The sequence below is a fragment of the Luteimonas sp. AC640a genome, from assembly GCF_979256585.1.
In genome coordinates, this window is sequence record NZ_CEEDOV010000018.1 from 137,107 (window position 1) to 155,123 (window position 18,017).

15 protein-coding genes are annotated in these 18,017 nt (G+C 67.5%); 8 read left to right on the forward strand and 7 right to left on the reverse strand.

Going from position 1 to position 18,017, the window contains the following annotated elements; translation table 11 throughout:
- Nucleotides 1–24: 24 nt before the first annotated feature.
- From ACZ9YD_RS14130 to ACZ9YD_RS14145, 4 genes are all read right to left on the reverse strand, one after another.
- Nucleotides 25–621 carry a Hemin transport protein gene (locus tag ACZ9YD_RS14130; protein WP_465075900.1) on the reverse strand — a complete coding sequence of 199 codons (597 nt, stop codon included), beginning with the start codon at nucleotides 619–621 and terminating at the stop codon, nucleotides 25–27.
- Between the two features lie 2 nt (nucleotides 622–623).
- Complete coding sequence (locus tag ACZ9YD_RS14135; RefSeq protein WP_465075901.1) at nucleotides 624–2,855, reverse strand: TonB-dependent hemoglobin/transferrin/lactoferrin family receptor; 2,232 nt, start codon at nucleotides 2,853–2,855, stop codon at nucleotides 624–626.
- A gap of 142 nt (nucleotides 2,856–2,997) precedes the next feature.
- Nucleotides 2,998–3,204 (reverse strand): hemin uptake protein HemP, encoded by a 207-nt coding sequence (gene hemP / locus ACZ9YD_RS14140; RefSeq protein WP_465075902.1) that lies wholly within the window; start codon nucleotides 3,202–3,204, stop codon nucleotides 2,998–3,000.
- 329 nt (nucleotides 3,205–3,533) lie between these two features.
- Nucleotides 3,534–4,505, reverse strand: a complete 972-nt coding sequence (locus ACZ9YD_RS14145; RefSeq protein ID WP_465075903.1) for a potassium channel beta subunit family protein — start codon at nucleotides 4,503–4,505, stop codon at nucleotides 3,534–3,536.
- 96 nt (nucleotides 4,506–4,601) lie between these two features.
- Here ACZ9YD_RS14145 and ACZ9YD_RS14150 point away from each other — a divergent pair, with 96 nt between their 5' ends.
- From ACZ9YD_RS14150 to dusB, 4 genes are all read left to right on the forward strand, one after another.
- Nucleotides 4,602–5,735 (forward strand): GGDEF domain-containing protein, encoded by a 1,134-nt coding sequence (locus ACZ9YD_RS14150; protein WP_465075904.1) that lies wholly within the window; start codon nucleotides 4,602–4,604, stop codon nucleotides 5,733–5,735.
- Between the two features lie 84 nt (nucleotides 5,736–5,819).
- Nucleotides 5,820–7,121: a NupC/NupG family nucleoside CNT transporter gene (locus ACZ9YD_RS14155; RefSeq protein WP_465075905.1), complete on the forward strand. Its 1,302-nt coding sequence runs from the start codon at nucleotides 5,820–5,822 to the stop codon at nucleotides 7,119–7,121.
- A 13-nt stretch (nucleotides 7,122–7,134) separates the two neighbouring features.
- Entirely contained in the window at nucleotides 7,135–8,085 is a 951-nt protein-coding gene (locus ACZ9YD_RS14160) for a ribokinase (protein WP_465075906.1), read from the forward strand.
- A gap of 53 nt (nucleotides 8,086–8,138) precedes the next feature.
- Nucleotides 8,139–9,134, forward strand: a complete 996-nt coding sequence (gene dusB, locus ACZ9YD_RS14165) for a tRNA dihydrouridine synthase DusB (protein WP_465075907.1) — start codon at nucleotides 8,139–8,141, stop codon at nucleotides 9,132–9,134.
- A 120-nt stretch (nucleotides 9,135–9,254) separates the two neighbouring features.
- Here dusB and ACZ9YD_RS14170 read toward each other — a convergent pair whose 3' ends face one another.
- Genes ACZ9YD_RS14170 through olsF form a run of 3 tightly spaced genes read right to left on the reverse strand, consistent with a single transcriptional unit; the run spans nucleotide 9,255 to nucleotide 12,864 of the window.
- Entirely contained in the window at nucleotides 9,255–10,304 is a 1,050-nt protein-coding gene (locus ACZ9YD_RS14170; protein ID WP_465075908.1) for a metal-dependent hydrolase, read from the reverse strand.
- Nucleotides 10,305–10,342: 38 nt separating this feature from the next.
- On the reverse strand, nucleotides 10,343–11,173 hold the full coding sequence (locus tag ACZ9YD_RS14175; protein ID WP_465075909.1) for a UDP-2,3-diacylglucosamine diphosphatase: 831 nt from the start codon (nucleotides 11,171–11,173) through the stop codon (nucleotides 10,343–10,345).
- Nucleotides 11,170–12,864: a bifunctional ornithine lipid synthase OlsF gene (gene olsF, locus ACZ9YD_RS14180; protein ID WP_465075910.1), complete on the reverse strand. Its 1,695-nt coding sequence runs from the start codon at nucleotides 12,862–12,864 to the stop codon at nucleotides 11,170–11,172. The genes ACZ9YD_RS14175 and olsF overlap by 4 nt, the downstream gene beginning before the upstream one ends.
- A gap of 208 nt (nucleotides 12,865–13,072) precedes the next feature.
- On the opposite strand from olsF, the gene metK reads away from it, so the two are divergent.
- The 4 genes from metK to ACZ9YD_RS14200 all read left to right on the forward strand — a co-directional run bounded on the left by metK (nucleotide 13,073) and on the right by ACZ9YD_RS14200 (nucleotide 17,767).
- On the forward strand, nucleotides 13,073–14,284 hold the full coding sequence (gene metK / locus ACZ9YD_RS14185; protein WP_465075911.1) for a methionine adenosyltransferase: 1,212 nt from the start codon (nucleotides 13,073–13,075) through the stop codon (nucleotides 14,282–14,284).
- A 180-nt stretch (nucleotides 14,285–14,464) separates the two neighbouring features.
- Nucleotides 14,465–15,877: a circularly permuted type 2 ATP-grasp protein gene (locus ACZ9YD_RS14190; protein ID WP_465075912.1), complete on the forward strand. Its 1,413-nt coding sequence runs from the start codon at nucleotides 14,465–14,467 to the stop codon at nucleotides 15,875–15,877.
- A gap of 92 nt (nucleotides 15,878–15,969) precedes the next feature.
- Nucleotides 15,970–16,977, forward strand: a complete 1,008-nt coding sequence (locus ACZ9YD_RS14195; protein WP_465075913.1) for an alpha-E domain-containing protein — start codon at nucleotides 15,970–15,972, stop codon at nucleotides 16,975–16,977.
- A 58-nt stretch (nucleotides 16,978–17,035) separates the two neighbouring features.
- The gene (locus ACZ9YD_RS14200) at nucleotides 17,036–17,767 is read left to right on the forward strand and encodes a proteasome-type protease (protein ID WP_465075914.1); all 732 of its coding nucleotides are present in this window, start codon (nucleotides 17,036–17,038) and stop codon (nucleotides 17,765–17,767) included.
- The last annotated feature ends 250 nt before the right edge of the window (nucleotides 17,768–18,017 follow it).

Genomic DNA, 18,017 nt, shown 5'->3' on the forward strand with positions numbered 1-18,017 from the left:
GTGGAACCTCGTGGTCGAGAAACGTCAGGAGAGATGGATCAGAGGGCGGTACGCGTCTGGCGACGCGGTTCTGGCGGACGCGGCTGCGCGTCGGCAGCAGCAGTCGTCGAGCGAGGACGACGGGGTGATGCCGTTGCCGCGCGCGATGCGGCGTGCGCAGTCGATGCCGAGTGGCGACAGCGTGCCGAGACTGGCGACGAGCATCGGGCCGCCCGCCTCCGGCGCCGCCGGTACCGACTGGAAGCGCAGCACGCTGGCTTCCCAGGCGCCGCCGCGGATGCGCTGCGCGAGGCCGCGCCACAGGCGCTCCCCAATGCCGCCGGGCGCCGCATCGCTGCAACGCGGGAGATTGCCGGCAAGACGTTCCCAGGCGAGAAAGTCGCTGTCGGGCAGCAGATGCAGTTGCCAGCAACAGGCATCGTCGGCATCGAAGAAGCGCAGGCTTTCGTGCATGCCTTCGAAGTCGAGGCCGGCATGCGCTTGCGCGCGGCGCGCCGACGACCAGCCGCCGAGTTCGCGCGCGGCGCCCGGGCGGTGCAGACACAACACCGTGCCCAGCGCCGCCAGTTGCGACGGCGTGGGGACGACGCTTGCAATGGACGGCGACAGGGCGGTGGCCATGGTCAGAAGTCGACCGATAGGCTGACCGCGACGTTGCGGCCCGGTGCGGTGTAGCGATCGAGCGTGGCGCTCGTTTCCGCGATCAACGGCACCAGTCCCGCCTGCCAGACCTTGCGGTCGGCGAGATTGAACACGCCGGCGTTGAGGCGCGTGCCCGGCGCGAAATTCCAGTGCGCATAGAGATCGAGCACGGCATGGCCGGGGCTTTCGAAGTAGGTGCTGCCGGCCGGCGCTGTCGGCAGCCGATCACGACGGCCGACGAAGCGGCCCGCGAGTTCGGCGCCCCATGCTGTCTGGTCGAACGCGACGCCGAGTGTCGCGGTCAGCGGGTCCACGCTCGTCAGCGCCTCACCGGTGGTGCGGTCCTCGCCACGCGACCACGCCGCCGCGCCCCGCAGCGACCATCCAGCCAGTGCCGGGGCGAAGCTGTCGAAGTACACGCCGCCCTTGAACTCGACGCCGCGGATACGCGCGTCGGCGATGTTCTGCGACTGGTAGACCATCAACCCGGACACGGGATCGATGCCGGTGTAACGCGTCGACTCGATGAAGTCGTCGTACTGCGTGTAGTAGGTGCTGAGGCTGGCGTAGGCGGCGTCGCCCGAGTAGCGCAGACCCAGCTCCAGGCCGTCGCTGGTTTCCGATTTCAGATCCGGATTCGGGATTGCCGTATAGCCGAACTGGAAATTGGTGAAACCGATATTGACGTCGTTGTAGGGCGGCGCGCGGAAGCCGCGGGCGTAACCGCCGTACAGCGACCAGGCATCAGCGAACTTCCACACGAAGCCGAGCTTCGGCGACACGCTGGTCTCCTGGAGGTCGGCGACCTGCGTGGCCGGGTTGTCCTCGCGGAAGATCGAATCGACTTTGGGTTCCAGCCGGTAATGGTCGACGCGCACCGCCGGCACGAGGCGGAACACGCCATCGGCGAAGGCGATCTCGTCCTGCACGTACAGCGACGCCTTGGTGGTATCGCTGACCGGAAAATCCCGCACCGGGAACACGTCAGGCAGCATGACGTTGGTGACCACACCGGTATCGAGGAAGATCCGGCGACCGTCGCGCTTCTGCTTCGTCTCGGTGCGTTCCACATCGATTCCGTAGGCGATCGCGTGCTGCACGCTTCCGGTCTCGAACGCCTTGCGCGCGTTCGCTTGCAGGCCGACGCTGCGCTGGTCGAAATGGAATTCACGCTCCCGCCGATCGCGGATCACCGTGCCGGCTGACGGCACGCGGCGCACTTCGACGCTGTCCTGCCGGGTGCGGCTGTCCTGCCGGTAGACCTGCCAATCGACGCTGTCGGCCAGCGCCGACGACAGGCCATCGAGTTCGTGCCCGAAGGTGATGCGTGCGCGCGACTGGTGGTCGTCGCCGAGCACTTGGGTGTTGGTAGCACCGGTCAGTGCCTGCAGACCGTAAGACGTGAGGACATCCGTGTCGATGTCGTCTTCGGTGGCGTCCAGCGTCAACTTGAAGCGCTGCATTTCGCTGGGTGCGAAGACCACCTTGCCGAGCACGCTGCGTCCGTTGAACGATTGCGGATTGGCCAGGGTCCGGGCGCTGCCGGCCCCGCCGATCTCGCCCATGTTCTCGGTTTCCTTGCCCTGGCGATGACTGACCGCGACCAGGCCCGACCAGCGCTCGCCAGCGAAGGCAGCCGTCGCGCCGGCGAACAGGCCTTCGTTCGCACTCTCGAATCCGATCTTGGCGCCGAAATGCGCGGTGTCGCCGTCGCGCAGATAGTCGGACGGATCCTTGGTCACGAACGACACCACGCCGCCTAGCGCGTCGGAGCCGTACAACGAACTCGTGGGCCCGCGCACCACTTCGACGCGCTTGAGCGTTTCGAGATCGACGAAGTTGCGGTTGGCGCTGGAGAAGCTGCCGATCGCGAACGCGTCCGGCACCGCGATGCCGTCGGTCTGGATGCGCACGCGATTGCCGCCGAGGCCGCGGATGCGGATGTCGTTGAGTCCGAAGCGGCCGAAGCTGCTGCCGACGGTGATGCCGGGCTCGTAGCGGAACAGATCGGCAATGTCGCGCACCAGTAGCGTGTCCATGCGCGCGCGATCGATGACATCGACCGTATTGGGCACATCGCTGATCGCCCGTTCGGTACGGGTGGCGGTGACGACGATCTGGTCGAATTCGCGCGGCGCGCCTTCGGGTGCGGCGACGGCGGCGGTGGACGACAGGCACAGGGCCAGGGAGGCGGACAGCAGGTTGGGACGCATGGGCGCTCGCGAAAAGGAGATCGGCGAGCTGGCGGGCGCGGGGGAGGATCGCGCGGGCGGGCAGCCTCTGGAGAGAGGGAGGGCTACACGGCGCGTCGCCCGCACGATCCATCAGAACCGGGCGGCGACGCGCGAAAGCGGTTTACTTGGTGAGGATCAGCTTGTCGTTGCGGGTGTGGCGCAGACGGTAGATATCGTTGCCGTGACGGATGCGCAGTTCGCGCTGGCCGCGCAGCAACTGCACGCTGTTGAGTTCGATGACCTCGGGGGCGCGGGTCAACGGATGGACGTTGCCGGCGTCGTGGGCGTCGTGGGGAGCGGATGCATCCTGGAGCTGGGACACGCGCATGTCGGAATCCTCCGATTGGGGATTTCGATGATAGTGATTCTCATTCGCTAGTCAAGAGTGGATGTGATTTGGAGATCCCACACGCTTGAGACGCATCTGCTCCTCCCCCGCCTGCGGGAGAGGTTGGGTGGGGGCAAACGCTCAGAGCGAGATCAACCGACCTCGAGCGCGATCAGAAGTAAAGCGCGATGCTGAGTGGTCAGTGCACGACCCAGACATCAACGGGAGCCGACGGTTCGCCCCCACCCAACCCTCCCCCGCAAGCGAGGGAGGGCTTAAAGCCAAGCCGCGCGTATTTATGCGCGTAAGCACTCTTCACGAGTGCGCTCTCACGCCGTGACCGCTTCCACCCGCCGCCACACGCTCTCGTCGAAGCGCCCGAGCAACTCAAGCGCCTGCAGATTCTCGAGCAGTTGCGACACCCGGCTCGCGCCCAGCAGCACGGTGGAGACATGCGGATTGGTCAGGCACCACGCGATCGCCAGCGGCGCCGGCGCCACACCGAGTTCGGCGGCGAGCGCGGTGAAGCGCCCTGCCCGCCCGATACGGTTGGCGTTCGCGTCGCCGAGCACGCTGCCCTGCAGCCATTCGAGTTGCGGTTGCGCGAGGCGGCTGTCGGCCGGCACGCCGTCGGCGTATTTGCCGGTCAGCAGGCCGGACGCCAGCGGCGACCAGATCGTCGTGCCGAGTCCGAGCTCTGCATACAAAGGTGCGTACTCCAGCTCCACGCGCTCACGGCGCAGCAGGTTGTACTCGGGCTGCTCCATCGTCGGGCCGTGTAGATGGTGGGTGCGTGCGATCTGCGCGGCCTCGCGGATCAGCGCCGCCGGCCATTCGGACGTGCCCCAATACAGCACTTTGCCCTGGCGGATCAGCGCATCCATCGCCCACACGGTTTCGGCGACCGGGGTATCGGGATCGGGCCGATGACAGAAGTACAGATCGAGGTGCTCGACGCGCAGGCGCTTGAGCGCCGCGTCGCAGGCATCGCGCACGTGTTTGCGCGACAGGCCGCGCTGCGTGGGCCGCGGATCGGCGGACGCACCGAAGAACACCTTGCTCGACACGCAGTAGCCGTCGCGCGGCAGGCGCAGATCGGCGATGACGTCGCCCATGACCTCTTCGGCCGCGCCATTCGCATAGCCCTCGGCGTTGTCGAAGAAATTGACGCCGTGGTCCCACGCGGCCGCGACCAGGTTGCGCGCTTCACTGCGGCCGACCTGGCTGCCGAAGGTGACCCAGGCACCGAACGACAACGCGGACAGCTGCAGGCCGGACGAGCCGAGGCGGCGGTACTGCATGGGAACTCCTGGAACGGTCGGAATGCGGAAGTATGCCCGCCGTCCACCGGCCACCGCCCGCGCTATGCTGCCGCAGCTGCCACAGGGACCGTCTCGATGCGCGCACCGCAACGCACCCGGCAGGGCGTCGTCGCCACATTGTTCGGCCGCGCCGACGAGGTGATGCTCGAACTCGGCGCCGGCGGCGAACTGATGGTCGCGCGCGTTCGCGCCGCGCTCTCCTTGTTGATCCTGCTGCTACCGCTGATCGCCGCGATCGGCGGCCACGGTACCCGCACCGTCGTCGTCGGACTTGCCCTGGCGGTGTTCGCCAATCTGATGGCCCAGGTCTGGCTCGCGCTCGCGCGGCGCCAACGTCGACATCCCTGGCTGCCCTACGCCACCGCCAGCTACGACATCAGCATGACCACGCTGGTGCTGGTGCTGCTGGCGACCCGCGAGCCGGCGGCCGCGCTCAACAGCGTGGTGGTGTGGAACTTCTACATGCTGGCGATCGCGCTCACAGCGCTGCGCAATGACGGCCGTCTGGCGTTGTATGTGGGCGGGCTGGCAGTCGTGCAGTACGCGGTGCTGGCGATCGCGCTGATGGCCGGCACCGGCGAAGCGCGCCCGGCGTCACTCGGTTACGGCGTGGCCTCGGTCGCCGGACAGGTCGAGCGTCTCCTGCTGCTGGCGATGATGACGGTGGTCGCCTGCGCGGTGGTCTATCGCATGCAGCGGCTGGTGGATCTGTCCGGCCGCGACGGCCTGACCGGCCTGCCCAACCGCGCCTGGCTGCTGCAGCACGCGCCGCGGCAACTCGCCGACTCGCGCCGCGAAGGGCGCTCGCTGACGCTGGCCCTGCTCGACCTCGACGGCTTCCGCCGGATCAACGCCGATGCCGGTCCGCGTGCCGGCGACCGTGCGATCCGCGGTATCGCGTTGCGTCTGCAGACGATGCTGGAGGACGACGAGTCGCTGTCGCGGATCGGTGGACAGGAGTTCGTGCTGCTGTTGCGCTGTCCGGCCGGCAGCGCCTGGGAGCGGCTGGACCGGCTGCGACGCGACATGTGCACCGAATCACTGGTGGTCGATCGCGACGGGCGCCCGCTGGCGCTGAGCTTCAGTGCCGGGCTCGCCGCGTTTCCGCCCGACGGCGGCGACGTGTCCGCCCTGCTGGGCGTCGCCGACCGCCGCCTGCAGCAGGCCAAGCGCGGCGGCCGCAACCGCGTGGAAGCACGTGACGCCTGAACGACGGCGTTTTCACAGGTGCTGTGGTTGCCCGGGCCGGCCCGCTGCACTAGGCTGCGCGACTTGGCGAAGGGCCCGGGGGCCATGATGGATGACTTGACGCGGATCGGCTTCGGCCTGTTCGGACTGGCCGTGCTGCTCGCGATCACGTGGCTGTTCTCCAACAACAAGCGCAAGGTCGACTGGAAGCTGGTCGTCACCGGCGTGACCCTGCAGATCGCATTTGCCGCCGTCGTTTTGCGCGTGCCGGGTGGCCGCGAGGTGTTCGACGCGCTCGGCCACGGCTTCGTCAGGATTCTCTCGTTCGTCAACGCCGGTTCGGAGTTCATCTTCGGCAGCCTGATGAACATCGAGACCTACGGCTTCATCTTCGCCTTCCAGGTGTTGCCGACGATCATCTTCTTCGCCGCGCTGATGGGCGTGATGTACCACCTGGGCATCATGCAGTTCATCGTGCGGGTCATGGCCTCGGCGATCACCAAGGTGATGCGCGTGTCGGGCGCCGAGACCACCAGCGTCTGCGCCAGCGTCTTCATCGGACAGACCGAAGCGCCACTCACCGTGCGCCCCTATATCTCGCGCATGACCGAGTCCGAACTCATCACGATGATGATCGGCGGCATGGCGCACATCGCCGGCGGCGTGCTGGCCGCATATGTCGGCATGCTCGGCGGCGGTAATCCGGAAGAGCAGGCGTTCTACGCCAAGCACCTGCTGGCCGCGTCGATCATGGCCGCGCCGGCCACGCTGGTGATCGCCAAGATCCTGATTCCCGAAACCGGTGAGCCGCTGACCCGCGGCACGGTGAAGATGGAGGTCGAGAAGACCACCAGCAACATCATCGACGCCGCGGCCGCGGGTGCCGGCGACGGCCTGCGTCTGGCGCTGAACATCGGCGCGATGCTGCTGGCCTTCATCGCGCTGATCGCGATGGTGAACTACCCGCTGGAGTGGATCGGCGAGGTCACCGGTCTGGCTGAGGCGATCGGCAAGCCGACCAACCTGGCGACGATCTTCGGCTTCGTGCTGGCCCCGATCGCCTGGCTGATCGGCGTCCCGTGGCAAGACGCCTCGGTGGTCGGTTCGCTGATCGGCCAGAAGATCGTCATCAACGAATTCGTCGCGTACCTGCAGCTGGCCGACATCGTCAATGGCCGCGTCGACGGCGTGGTGCTCAGCGAGCAGGGCCGCCTGATCGCGACCTACGCGCTGTGCGGCTTCGCCAACTTCAGCTCGATCGCGATCCAGATCGGCGGCATCGGCGGGCTCGCCCCCGACCGTCGCCAGGACCTCGCGCGCTTCGGCCTGCGTGCGGTGCTCGGCGGCACGATCGCCACGCTGATGACGGCCACCATCGCCGGCGTGCTGACCTACGTCGGCGCCTGATCGGATTATTCGCGTGAGTCATGTCGTCGTCGTCGGGTCGTTCAATGTCGACCATGTCTGGAACTGCGCCACGCTGCCGCGACTGGGCGAAACGCTGAGCGGGCGCTATCACACCGGTCCCGGCGGCAAGGGTTTCAACCAGGCCATCGCGGCCGCGCGCGCGGGCGCCGACACGGGCTTCCTGTGCGCGCTGGGCAATGACGACGGCGGCCGCCAGGCGCGCGCACTCGCCGAAGCCGACGGCATCGACCTGCGCGTGCACGACAGCAGCCAGCCCACCGGCACCGCCGGCATCTATGTCGACGAAGCCGGCCACAACACCATCGTCATCGGCGCCGGCGCCAATGCCGATCTCAGCGTCTCGTGGCTGGGCCGTCAGGCTGCCGCGCTTGCCGGCGCACGTGTACTGCTGTCGCAGCTCGAATCGCCGCTCGACAGCGTGCTCGAAGCGATGCGTCTGGCACGCGCCGCAGGCACGATCACCATGCTCAACCCGGCACCGGCGAACGCGCAGTGCCTACGCGAACTGCTGGCCGCGGCCGACATCCTCACCCCGAACGAAACCGAGTTCGCCGCGCTGCTGGAACGCCACACCAGCCACCGCATCGACAGCGACGCGATTGCCGGCACGCTCGACGCGCAGCTGCATCGCCTGTGCCGCACCCTGCTGCCGCGTGGCACCGTGGTGATCACGCTCGGCGCTGCCGGCGCGTTCGTCTCGCACCGCGAAGACCTGCTGCGCGGCGACGACGCGCCGTTCTATCGCGTGGCCGCCGACAAGGTGGAGCCGGTCGACACCACCGGCGCCGGCGATGCATTCAACGGCGCCCTCGCCGCCGCCTATGCCGCCGCGCACGCACACCCGTTCGCCGAACACGTGCGCTTCGCCAACCGCTACGCCGGCCTGTCGACCGAGCATGTCGGCGCCGCACTGGCGATGCCGCGGCTCGCCGCCGGCGGCTGAACACCCGGATCGGCTGCGAGAGCCGGATTTCGCCGATAAGCGACAATAGCGGCATGCAGATCGGTCCCTACCGCATCGAACCGAACGTGGTCCTGGCCCCGATGGCCGGGGTCACCGACAAGCCGTTCCGTCAGTTGTGCAAGCAGCTGGGCGCGGGCCTGGCGATGTCGGAGATGACGATCAGCGATCCGCGCTTCTGGCAGACCGAGAAGTCGCTGCGGCGCATGGATCACGACGGCGAACCGGCGCCGGTCGGCGTGCAGATCGCGGGCACCGAGCCGGCAATGCTGGCGGATGCCGCGCGCTACAACGTCGACCACGGCGCGCAAATCATCGACATCAACATGGGCTGCCCGGCGAAGAAGGTCTGCAATGCCTGGGCCGGGTCGGCGCTGATGCAGGACGAGGCGCTGGTCGCACGCATTCTTGACGCCGTGGTGCGCGCGGTCGACGTGCCGGTGACGCTGAAGATCCGCACCGGCTGGTGCGCCGAGCACCGCAATGCGCCGACCATCGCGCGCATCGCGCAGGACGCCGGCATCGCCGCGCTCGCCGTGCACGGCCGCACCCGCGACCAGCACTACACCGGCACCGCCGAGTACGACACGATCGCCGCAATCAAGGCCGCGTTGACGATTCCCGTCCTCGCCAACGGCGACATCGATTCGCCGGAGAAAGCGCTGGCGGTGTTGCGACACACCGGCGTCGACGCGGTGATGGTCGGCCGCGCCGCGCAGGGCCGGCCGTGGATCTTCCGCGAGATCGCGCACTTTCTCGCCACCGGCACGCATCTGCAGCCGCCGACGTTGACCGAGATCCGCGACATCCTCCTCGGCCATCTCGAAGCGCTGCACGCGTTCTACGGCGAGACGTCCGGCGTGCGCATCGCACGCAAGCATCTGGGCTGGTATGCCAAGGATCGCCCGGAGAACGCGGCCTTCCGCAGTGTGGTCAATCGCGCCGAGACCGCCGACGCGCAACTCGCGCTGACCCGCGATTATTTCGATGCGCTGGTCGCCGGCGACCTCCGGCCAACGCTCGCGGCTTGAGCCTGCCGGTAGGATGGGTAGAGCGCAGCGAAACCCATCACCGCAGCTGCGATGGCATACCTCTCAGCACTGACATGCCGTTCGATGGGTTTCGCTGCGCTCTACCCATCCTGCGAAGTGTCAGTGACTGCCGACTGTCCCGTCCGTTTCGAGGCCAGGCGCTGCCGGCTCATGCCAGATGCGCGCCCAGGTGCCGTTCCACGTCGACGCGATGTCGCGCGTCATCGGCGCCTGCGTCGGCGGGATCGAGGTCCAGCCGTCACCGGTGCGCTGCGCCACATTGAAGCGGAAGAAATAGTCCGGCTCATTGCCCATGCGCAGATCACTGAGCTGCAGGTTGTCGTCGACGACAGCCGCGCCCATGAAGCCGTGGTTGAACCACGCGAGTCGTTGCACCGCGGGCAGGCCCGCGTTCTTGCGCAGCGCGGCGGTATCGGAGGGATACGCGGCGAATTGCATCGGGCCACGATCGGCCGCCAATGAGCGGAAGCCTTCGACGTAGCCGTCTTCGGTCATCGCGACGACGCGCCACAGCACTGTGTTGGCCGGCATCGGCACCGAGAACCGCGGTGCATCGCCCAGGCCCATGGCGACCAGCGCGCGATCGGCCTCGCGGTCGACCACAGTCTTGGCAACCAACGACCAGCCCAGATACGCCGTGCTCAAGACGAGCCCGGCGGCGATCAGCCGACCGGCGATCAGACGCGGACCGGCGCACGCGGCGACGAGCACGCCGATCAGCAGCCACACCGTGTACAGCGGATCGATGATGAAGACGCTGGACCACATCGCCGGCGGTGGCGTGAGCGGCCACCACAGCTGCGTGCCGTAGACGGTGAACGCATCGAGCAGCGGATGCGTGACCAGCGCCAGCGCGATCGCCCAGAACCAGCGCACCGGCGACTCGGCGACGCGGCCCTTGCCGAAGCGCTTGAACAGCCACCAGATGGCAGCGGCGATCAGCGGCAGCACCAGCAGCGAATGTGTGAGCCCGCGATGCAGGGTCATGCGCAGCACCGGGTCGTCGGTCATCAGCGCGATCGGAATGCCGTCGAGGTCCGGCAGGGTGCCGAGCACGGCACCGGCCGCGAGCGCGGCACGACGATGGGCGGCAGGCACGATGGCGGCGGCGACCGAAGCGCCGAGCACGATCTGGGTCAGGGAATCCATCCGCCGATGCTAGCAGTCGACCACACGACGGCGATGCCTCAGGCCGCGCGCGGCACGGGTTCGACCGGCAGTTTTGCGGCACGCGCCGGCAGGGCCGCGAGCACCTCGCCCTGATGCGACAGCAGGCGCAGGCTGCCGTCCTGCGCCTCGGCCAGCGCGATCAGGCTTTCGACCCAGTCGCCGTCGTTGGCGTAGATCAGACCGTCGCGTTCGACCAGCGACGCCCGATGGATGTGACCGCAGACGATGCCGTCGAGGCCACGCCGGCGCGCGTCGTCGAGACCGGCCTGCACGAAACGTTCGATGTAGCGCTCGGTCGCGCCGCTGCGCTGCTTGAGGAATTCCGACAGCGACCAGTAGCGCATGCCCAGCTGCCGGCGCGCGCGGTTGAGCCACTGGTTGCCGGTGAGGATGCGGTAGTAGAGCCAGTCGCCGAACCGTTCCTGCAGGCCGCCGAAGTGGGTGATCGCGTCGTAGTCGTCACCGTGTGTGACCAGCAGGCGGCGGCCGTCGGCGGTTTCGTGCACGGTGCGCCGGCGCACCTGCATTGCCGGCAGCGCAAGGCCGCAGACGCGACGCAGCGCGCGATCGTGGTTGCCCGGCACATAGACGATCGTCGTGCCGGCGCGACGCAAGGCATGCAGCGCTTCGACCACGCGGATCTGCGGCGCACCCCAGCGCGCGCGGCGCTGCGCCATCCACCAAAGATCGACGATGTCGCCGACCAGATATAGCCGGTCGCAACGCAGGCCATCGAGGAACGTAGCCAGTTCCGCGGCATGGCAGTGCTTGGCCCCGAGGTGCACGTCGGAAACGAAGACCGCGCGGTGATGCGGGCGCGGCGGTGGCAGTCGGGTCGGCTGGCTCATGCGTCGGTCTTCCCCAGGTAGCGGCGCCGCTTGTGCGGACGCAGACGATGCAGGTCCAGTTCGACAAGGCCGTCGACGGAACTGCAGAAGTCGGGATCGACGCCGAACGCGAGGAAGCGCGCGCCACCCGGCTCGCACAGCTCGACGTACTGGCGATACAGCGTGGGCACGTTGGCACCGAACGCGGCCAGCCCGGCCTTGAGTTGCGTCAGTGCGGTTGCGGCATCGCAATCGCCGAACGAAGGCGCGGCGCCTGCGAATGCGAACGGCCGGCGCGCGACCGCGAGTCCATCGCCGGCGTGGTAGCGCTGGAAATACGCGACGAGTTGCTCGCGCGCGTCACACGGCAGGGCCGCGCTGATCGACGCCGGTCCGTACAGCCAACGCACCTGCGGATGACGCTGCAGATACGCACCGATGCCCTGCCAGAGTGCATCGAGCCCGCGCCCGCCCCAGCACTCGGGCACCACGAAACTTCGGCCCAGTTCCATGCCGGCCTGCAGGCGCGGCAGCGCCGCATCCGCATAGCGGAACAGCGATGCCGAGTAGAGACCGTCGAGTCCGCGGTGCGCGAGCACGTCCGCGCCGCACGCCACGCGGTACGCACCGACCACGCGCGCCGCGGTGTCGTCCCACAGCACGATGTGGTCGTAGTGCGCATCGAAGGCGTCGAGATCACGGGCGCGTCCGGTGCCCTCCCCCACCCGGCGGAACGTCAGCTCACGCAGGCGGCCGATCTCACGCAGCAGCGGATTGCGCAGGTCGCCGTGCAGCAACCGCACCTGCTGACCGGCACCGAGTTCGCACAGGCACTCCGTTGAGGCGACTGCCGCACGCAGACGTGCCGGCGATGCCGGACGCGCCAGCGGCGCCTGGCCCTCGGCGCAGACCTCGCGGCGGGTGCCGATCGCATAGAGCTGCCGGCGCAGCGAGCGCAACACCGCGTCGCCGTCGCCGTCCGCGGGCAACGCCAGCGGCATGCCGATCCGCAGGCGCAGCGGCCGCGCGCGCCGCGCGTACATCTCGCGCGCCAGCAGCGCCGTGCCCGCAGGCCGGTACAGCGCGGAGACGCCATAGAACAGCGGCGAATTGCGCGCCTCGATACGGACCGGCAACACCGGCGCGCCGGTGCTGCGGACGAAGCGCAGCACGCCGCGACGCCAGCGCGAATCGCGCACCCCACCCGGGCCGAGCCGCGAGACTTCGCCGGCCGGGAAGATCACCACACAGGCGTCTTCGCGCAAGGCGGCTTCGACCGCGGCGATGCTGGCTTCGGTCGGCCGCCCGCCGAGAATCCGCACGCCCAGCATCAGCGACGCGAGCGGCTGGACCGTCGACAGCAGGTCGTTGGCGACGATGCGCACGTCGCGGCGCACCCGCCCGATACAGGCCAGCAGCGCCAGCGCGTCGAGTGCGCCTGAGGGATGGTTGGCGACCACCAGCAGCCGGCCGCGCGCCGGGATGCGCGCGACGTCTGCGTCGGTCACATCGAAACGGAGGCCCAGGTGCTCGCTGCACGCAGCGACGAAGTCGAATCCGGACAGATGGGCGCTGCCGGCGAGGAAAGCATCGATGGTGTCGAAGCGCGACCAGCGGCCGATACCGCGCAGCAGCGGGCGCGTGATGCGGGCACGGCGGCCTCGGAACCAGTCGGGCCAGCGTTGCCGCAGGCGATCCTCGATCCGGAGCATGGAATGCCAGTGCGAGCGGGATGGGCGCAGCCTGTGCCCGCGCCGCGACGCGCGCATTGCAGTGTGTTTTCAGCGGCGTGACAGGTGACCGGACCACGGCGCCGCGCTTAACCGCAGTGCAATCCGCCGCAGGGCACAATGCATTTCCGCGGCCGCCGCTGTATCATTTCGGCCCATCTTTTCATCCGAATATAGGGATATAGGCCTGATGTCCAGCTATCTCTTCACCTCCGAGTCGGTCTCCGAAGGCCACCCGGACAAGATCGCCGACCAGATTTCCGATGCCGTCCTCGACGCGATCCTCGCGCAGGACAAGCGCGCCCGCGTGGCGTGCGAAACGATGGTCAAGACGGGCGTGGCGATCGTCGCCGGCGAAGTCACGACCAGCGCGTGGATCGATCTGGAAGCGCTGACCCGCAAGGTGATCCTCGACATCGGCTACAACAGCTCCGACGTCGGTTTCGATGGCGAGACCTGTGGCGTGCTGAACCTGATCGGCAAGCAGTCGCCCGACATCAACCAGGGCGTGGATCGCAAGAACCCCGAGCAGCAGGGTGCCGGCGACCAGGGCCTGATGTTCGGCTATGCGACCAACGAGACCGACAGCTATATGCCGGCCGCGATCCACCTGTCGCATCGCCTCGTCGAGCGTCAGGCGCAGATCCGCAAGAAGAAGAATTCCAACCTGTCGTGGCTGCGTCCCGACGCGAAGTCGCAGGTTACGCTGCGCTATGAAGACGGCAAGGCGACCGCGATCGACGCGGTGGTGCTGTCGACCCAGCACGATCCGGGCATCAAGCAGAAGGATCTCATCGAGGCCGTCCGCGAAGAGATCATCAAGCCTGTGCTGCCGGCCAAGTGGCTGCACAAGGGCACCAAGTTCCACATCAACCCGACCGGCAAGTTCATCATCGGCGGCCCCGTGGGCGACTGCGGCCTGACCGGCCGCAAGATCATCGTCGACACCTACGGCGGCTGGGCGCGCCACGGTGGCGGTGCGTTCTCGGGCAAGGATCCGTCGAAGGTCGACCGCTCGGCTGCCTACGCCGCGCGTTATGTCGCCAAGAACGTCGTCGCGGCCGGCCTCGCCGACCGTTGCGAAGTGCAGGTGTCCTACGCCATCGGTGTGGCCGAGCCGACCTCGATCTCGGTGACGACCTTCGGCACCGGCAAGATTCCGGACGAGAAGATCGAGAAGCTGATCCGCAAGCATTTTGACCTGCGCCCGTACGGCATCATCCAGATGCTCGACCTGATCCACCCGATGTACCAGCAGACGGCGGCCTACGGTCACTTCGGCCGCAAGCCGAAGGATTTCAGCTACACCGACGGTGCGGGCACGTCGCACAGCGCGACGTCGTTCTCGTGGGAGAAGACCGATCGCGCCGATGCGCTGCGCGCGGATGCGAAGCTGAAGTAAGCGATCCGATCGCGGCGCCTGCCGCGACTGCGAGACTGCGAAGAACGGGCCGCACATGCGGCCCGTTTTTTGTGGCCGGGCGCCGGCCACCGTCACCCGTTGTGCATCGCCAAGTTCGCATGCTATCTGTGCAGTGCAGCACAGATCCGCCCGCACACTGCTCACGGAGCCTGTCACCCGATGCCGCCCAGTTACGACGAGATGTACGATGCCGACGGACACGTCCGCCCGCACTATCGCGGTTTCGAGGACTGGCGCCAGGTCACACCTGACGAGCAGGTCGAGCACAAGCGGCGCGAGGCCGAGATCTCGTTCCATCGGGTCGGCATCACGTTTTCGGTCTACGGCGAGGAATCGGGCAACGAACGCCTGATCCCGTTCGACATCGTGCCGCGCGTATTGCCGGCCCACGAATGGAAGATGCTCGAGGCCGGCCTGCGCCAGCGCGTGCATGCGCTGAACTTGTTTCTCGGCGACATCTACGGCGATCAGCGCATCCTGCGCGACGGCCGCATTCCGACCGAACTGGTGCTCGACAACAGCGAGTACCGCAAGGAAATGCAGGGCCTCAAGGTTGCCTGCAATACGTATTCGCATGTCTCGGGCATCGATCTGGTGCGCGCCGGCGACGGCGAATACTACGTGCTGGAGGACAATCTGCGCGTGGCGTCCGGCGTGTCCTACATGCTGGAAAACCGCAGGATGATGTCGCGCCTGCTGCCTGAGGTGTTCGCCCGCCAGCAGATCGCGCCGGTCGAGCAGTATCCCGATGCCCTGTTCGAAGTCCTGCGCCAGTGCGCGCCCTCGAATGTCGACAATCCGGTGGTGGCGGTACTGACCCCGGGCGCGGCCAACTCGGCGTACTTCGAACACGCGTTCCTGGCCCAGCAGATGGGCGTGGAACTGGTCGAGGGCGCAGACCTGTTCGTGCAGGGCGACATGGTCTACGCGCAGACCACGCGCGGCGCGCAGCGCGTGCACGTGATCTACCGCCGCATCAATGACGACTATCTCGACCCAACCGTGTTCCGCCCGGAATCGATGCTCGGCGTGCCGGGCCTGTTCGGCGCCTACCGCGCCGGCAACGTGACGCTGGCGAATGCACCGGGCACAGGCGTCGGCGATGACAAGTCGGTGTATCCGTACGTGCCGGAGATGATCCGCTACTACCTCAGCGAAGAGCCGATCCTGCACAACGTGCCGACCTGGCAGCTGCGCAACAAGGACGACCTCAAGTACACGCTCGAGCATCTGCCAGAACTGGTGGTCAAGGAAGTGCATGGCGCGGGTGGCTACGGCATGCTGGTCGGGCCGGCCTCGACCAAGGCGGAGATCGAGGAATTCCGGGCGCGCATCCTCGCCGATCCGGGCAACTACATCGCGCAGCCGACGCTGTCGCTGTCGACCTGCCCCACCTATGTCGAAAGCGGCCTGGCGCCGCGCCACATCGATCTGCGGCCCTACATCCTCAGCGGACGCCGTATCCAGGTGGTGCCCGGTGGCCTGACGCGCGTCGCGCTGCGCGAGGGCTCGCTGGTGGTGAACTCGTCGCAGGGCGGCGGTACCAAGGACACCTGGGTGATGGAGGCATGAGGCGCGCGATGTCCGCTTGCTGCGGTCCCATCGCCCGCGCACACACGTCCATCGGCGCATTGCGTGCCGGCCATCCGAATAGGCGCTGACCCATGCTCTGCCGCACCGCGAACGATCTCTACTGGGTGGCCCGCAACATGGAGCGCGCCGAAAACACCGCGCGCCTGCTCGACATGGCCCAGCGCATCGCGCTTCTGCCCGAGCGCCTGGATCGCGGCAAGGCACAGTCCGCGCCGTGGCGCCGCGCACTCGACTCGCTGGGGTCGGCGCAGGAATTCGAGCAGACGCATGGCCGCATCGATGCTGAAAGCGTCGTGCAGCACCTGTTGCTCTCGCCCGACAACCCCGGCTCGATCTACAGCTGCCTGCGCGCCGCGCGCGAGAACGCACGTGCGCAGCGCGTCGCGATCACCGCGGAAATGTACGAGGACCTCAACAGCTCGTGGCTCGAAATCCGTCGCTTCGATCGGACGCGGCTGCGCCAGGACGGCTTGAGCAGCGCACTGGAATGGGTGAAGACCCGCTCGGCCGCATTCCGCGGCATCACGATCGGCACGCTCGGTCGCGGTGAGGGCTATCAGTTTCTTCAGATGGGCGCCTTCATCGAGCGCGCCGACTGGTCGATCCGCCTGCTCGACATGATCAGCAGCGACGAGGAACTGCCCGAGACCGGCGAAGCGCGTGATGCCACACAGTATTTCCAGTGGAGCGCGCTGCTGCAGGCGCTGTCGGCGTTCGAGACCTACCGCCGTCTGTACCGCGAATCGGTCAGCCCGGCCGGCGTGGCCGCGCTGATGCTGCTCAATGACGACAACCCGCGTTCGCTGCAGACCTGCGTCGGCGCGATCCATCAGATTCTCCAGCAACTGTCGGGCGGTGAATCGCTTGAAGTCGCCCGGCAGGCTGGCGCACTGGCCGCGCAGGCGCGCTACGCGCACATCGACGAGATCATCGCTGGCGGCATGGAATCCTGGCTGCAGGACACGATGACGCGCCTGTCGAAACTCGGCAGCGAGATCCATCGTCAGTTCATGACCACCGGTGCGGCGCCCGTCGCACCGCCGGTTCTGCGCCATTCGCAATGGCAGCGGACATCCTGAGCTGTCACTGGCCGTCGTCGCGGGGCACAATGCCCGTTGCGCTGTATCGCGATACGACATGACCTACTGCATCGGACTGAACCTCGACGAGGGCCTGGTACTGGCCTCGGACTCGCGCACCAATGCCGGTGTGGACCACATCCGGCGGGCCGGGAAGATGCGGGTGTTCGCGCAGGACGGCGAACGCGTCGTGGTGACGCTGTCATCGGGCAACCTCTCGCTGACGCAGAACGTGCTCAACCTGCTCGAGCATCGCGCACGCCACGAACCCGAACGCATCGGCATCCTCAATGCGCAGTCGATGTTCCAGGTGGCGCAGGTAGTCGGCGATGCGATGCGCGAGATCCGCGGCCGCGACGAAGCGTACTTGCGCGACGGCGGCATCGACCCGAGCGGCTCCTTCATCGTCGGCGGCCAGATCCGCGACGAAGCGCCGCGTCTGTTCCTCGTGTACTCGGAAGGCAACTTCATCGAAAGCGCGGGCGAGACGCCGTTCTTCCAGACCGGCGAGATCAAGTTCGGCAAGCCGATCCTGGATCGCGTGATCAACAACCACACCGATCTGGTCACCGCGACCAAATGCGCGCTGGTGTCGTTCGATTCGACGATCCGCTCCAACCTCTCTGTCGGCCCGCCGATCGACCTGCTGGTCTACAAGCGCGACAGCTTCAAGGTCGAGATCCAGCAACGCTTCGAAGAGGGCGACGCCTACCTGCAGTCGATCCGCGACCACTGGAACGACAGCATGCGAAGTGCAGTGGCGGATCTGCCGACGCCGGACTGGGCTTGAACGCTGCGGTCTGCTCGCTCTGATAGGTTTCAGCTCGAGCCAAACCTGAAATCAAGAACCCGCACTTTCCCTTCTTCTTTGGGGCGACGCGCCCGCCGGGGTAGAAGGTGTCCGGAATGCGGATACGGGTGTTCTTCGGCGGATTCTGTGTAGAGCCCCGGTCCTCACCCAACGCGCTTCGCGCGTCGACCTCTCCCGAAGGGAGAGGTGTTCGAGAGACGTCGTCAAGCGTCAGGCGTCAGGCGCGAAA